General features: G+C 34.8%; 2 protein-coding genes and 2 rRNA genes. 3 read left to right on the top strand and 1 reads right to left on the bottom strand.

Annotated elements, in window-relative coordinates; all coding sequences use genetic code 11:
- From B3C16_RS00345 to B3C16_RS00335, 3 genes are all read left to right on the top strand, one after another.
- Positions 1-204: ribosomal RNA gene (locus B3C16_RS00345) — 23S ribosomal RNA — on the top strand; the annotation flags it as partial.
- Between the two features lie 143 nt (positions 205-347).
- Positions 348-459, top strand: a 5S ribosomal RNA gene (gene rrf / locus B3C16_RS00340).
- Positions 460-731: 272 nt separating this feature from the next.
- Positions 732-2,576 carry an LTA synthase family protein gene (locus B3C16_RS00335; protein WP_291127429.1) on the top strand — a complete coding sequence of 615 codons (1,845 nt, stop codon included), beginning with the start codon at positions 732-734 and terminating at the stop codon, positions 2,574-2,576.
- 76 nt (positions 2,577-2,652) lie between these two features.
- Here B3C16_RS00335 and B3C16_RS00330 read toward each other — a convergent pair.
- Positions 2,653-2,931 (bottom strand): DUF4394 domain-containing protein (locus tag B3C16_RS00330; RefSeq protein ID WP_291127426.1); only part of this gene is annotated, 279 nt, incomplete at its 5' end.

Raw genomic sequence — 2,931 nt, 5'->3', positions numbered from 1 at the left:
CTGGTGTATCTGTTGTTCCGCCAGGAGCAGTGCAGAGTAGCTATGTACAGTCAAGATAAGCGCTGAAAGCATCTAAGCGCGAAACTTTCCTCAAGATGAGTTTACTTTTAAGTGCCGTCAAAGACTATGACGTTGATAGGCTATAGGTGTAAAGGTGGTAACATCAAAGCCGAGTAGTACTAATTGCACGTAAGCTTTAACTTTATTTTATTACGAAATTTGCTGACCCAATATGTCTCGATATTTGTTATTGAGTTAATTAGTTAAATGAGTTAATGGGTTAAATAAGTCGTAAGACAAATTGCCTGATTACCGAATTATCTGATTACCGAATTAACTAAAGTCCTTATGGTGGTATTGCCAAGGGTGTTCACCTCTTCCCATTCCGAACAGAGAAGTTAAGCCCCTTATGGCCGATGGTACTGCACAACAATGCGGGAGAGTAGGTAGCTGCCATATTTATTTTAAAATACCCTTGTCTTTTGACAAGGGTATTTTTGTTTATAGGGGATGTGAGTTGATTATTTGATTTATTCTTTATATTGAATAGTATCCTCCAATAACGCAAAATATATCTTTTGTATTATATTTTAAGTAATTAGATTCGTATCTTTAGAGTTCTCATTCCCAATCCCAAAATGCTAAACAATCATTTTAATTATATTCTTCGGGTTTACTTAATATCAATATTATATTTTGGAGTGTTCCGCCTTATTCTATTCTCTTGTAATATGGATGCTTTAGAAAGCATTACGGATAATAAAATTTCATTAATCCTTCATGCTTTTTTTATTGGTTTTCGTTTTGACACTTTAGTTTCTTTTACAATATTGTCATTGCCTGCTCTGATTGGAGGGATTGCTTTTCTTTTTAATTTTCTATCAACAACTCTATTAAGATTTTTATATTTATTTACAGCAATCGGTTACACGCTTGCATTTATGATATGTGCAGTTGATATACCCTTCTTCAATCATTTCTTTAAACGATTAAATGATACCATTTTTATCTGGAACAATGCCGGAGGTTTTGCCTTTAAAATGGTTTTGCAGGAGCCTGGTTTTTATTCCTTTTTTATTATTTTTCTCGTTCTCATTCTCTCTTTTTTTTGGATAATTAAGAAAGTTGCAAAGAAGCACATCGAAATAGTAGTATCCCGGAAGAGGACTTTGTATTACAATATAAGTCTGTTGCTTTTTCTATATTCCATTCTATTTATTGGTATGCGGGGAAGAGTTGAAAAAAAATCACCCATGATTGCCGGTACAGCTTTTTTTTCAACCTATCCTTTTATTAATCAATTGGGGTTGAATCCGGTTTATACATTTATTCATAGTTTTTTGGATAAATCCAAATCTGAAAATAATCGTTTAAACTGGATAGATGATAAAATTGCAATCCATGAAATGCGAGACGAATTTTCTTGCGATTCTTCTGATATCGATTGCCCTTTGATAAGGCAGGAATTATCTGTTGCTCCGTTTGAGGGAAGCAATGTTGTATTGGTTATAATGGAAAGTATGGCTGCACACCGAATGAAACGTTATGGAAATACAGAAAAACTTACCCCTTATCTGGACAGTTTATCTTCCAGAAGTTTAGTGTTTGATAGTACATTCAGTGCCGGCATTCATACTTTCAATGGAATTTATGCCACTCTTTTTGCAAATCCTGCCTTAATGAAGAGGCATTCTTTGGATCAACTGACCGTTCCTAAAATGTTTGGGTTTTCGAACGTTTTAAAGAAAAAGGGTTATCAGAATATTTTTTTCACCACCCACGATGAGTTGTTTGATAATATGAGTGGATTTTTATTAGCCAACGATTTCGAAACAATTATTGGGGAAAAGGATTACCCTTCGTCTGAGGTAAAAAGTGCTTTAGGTGTGCCTGATGAATACATGTTCCGTTTTGCTATCCCGAAGCTGAATGCGCTATCGAAAAAGGGTTCTCCATTTTTTGCGGCTTTTATGACGGGTTCAAATCATGACCCTCATATTATTCCGGAAAATACCGGTTTTAAAAAGCGACATGAAGAATCTTCTCTTGCAGTAATTGAATATTCTGATTGGTCAGTTCAGCAATTTATGTCTTATGCTTCAAAGCAGTCCTGGTATAATAATACCGTATTTGTTTTTGTTGCTGACCACGGAGTTCCTTTATGGAATGACACTTACGATATTCCTTTTTCATTTCATCATATTCCTTTTTTTATTTATGCTCCGGGAAAGACAGAACCTCAGGAATTTAAAAAGTTGGCTTTACAAACTGACGTTTTTCCAACAGTGATGAGTATGATTGCTAAGCAGTATCAAAACAACACTTTTGGAATCAATTTATTTACACAGCAGCATAAGGATATTGTATTCTCCAGTGATGATGTATTGGCTTGCATGAATGATTCTTTATTATATATTTATCGGTCGGGTAGAAATTCCAGTTTATACAAATACCGCAATAATGACAAAAATGATTATATAGAGAAACTTCCGCAGCTTGGTCAAAGAATGTCTACAGTTGCTTTTTCCTGGTTACAAACTTCGCAGTGGATGATATCCCAACCTGAAACCAGATGATTCTATTAATTTTATTCTCTCAAAAAAAAGACGGCTACAAATATGTAGCCGTCTTTTTTACAAATAGGAAGATTGATTAAAATCCTAACCCAATTGCAAGACCTTTCACTTTATTTGGATAGTTTATTCCTGCAGTTGCAGTACCGTTAGTTGTATTTATTGTGTAAAGAATAGTTGCTCCACCCAAGGTCACCAAAGAATAGGCTGTATTTGATCTTCCTCCAATGTCAAACCCATTTTGTTCAGCAGTAACTATTCCAAGATTACCGATTTCAGTCAATGTGCCTGCATTAGGTGGATCCTGGCGATATAATTTACTATTGTCCATTACAAAAAGAGAAGTGGTAGTTGCTCC

The sequence above is a fragment of the Flavobacterium sp. UBA7682 genome (assembly GCF_002482945.1).
Classification (GTDB): domain Bacteria; phylum Bacteroidota; class Bacteroidia; order Flavobacteriales; family Flavobacteriaceae; genus Flavobacterium.
Note: the sequence above shows the minus strand (reverse complement) of the source record. Positions and strands in the feature narration are given on the sequence as shown.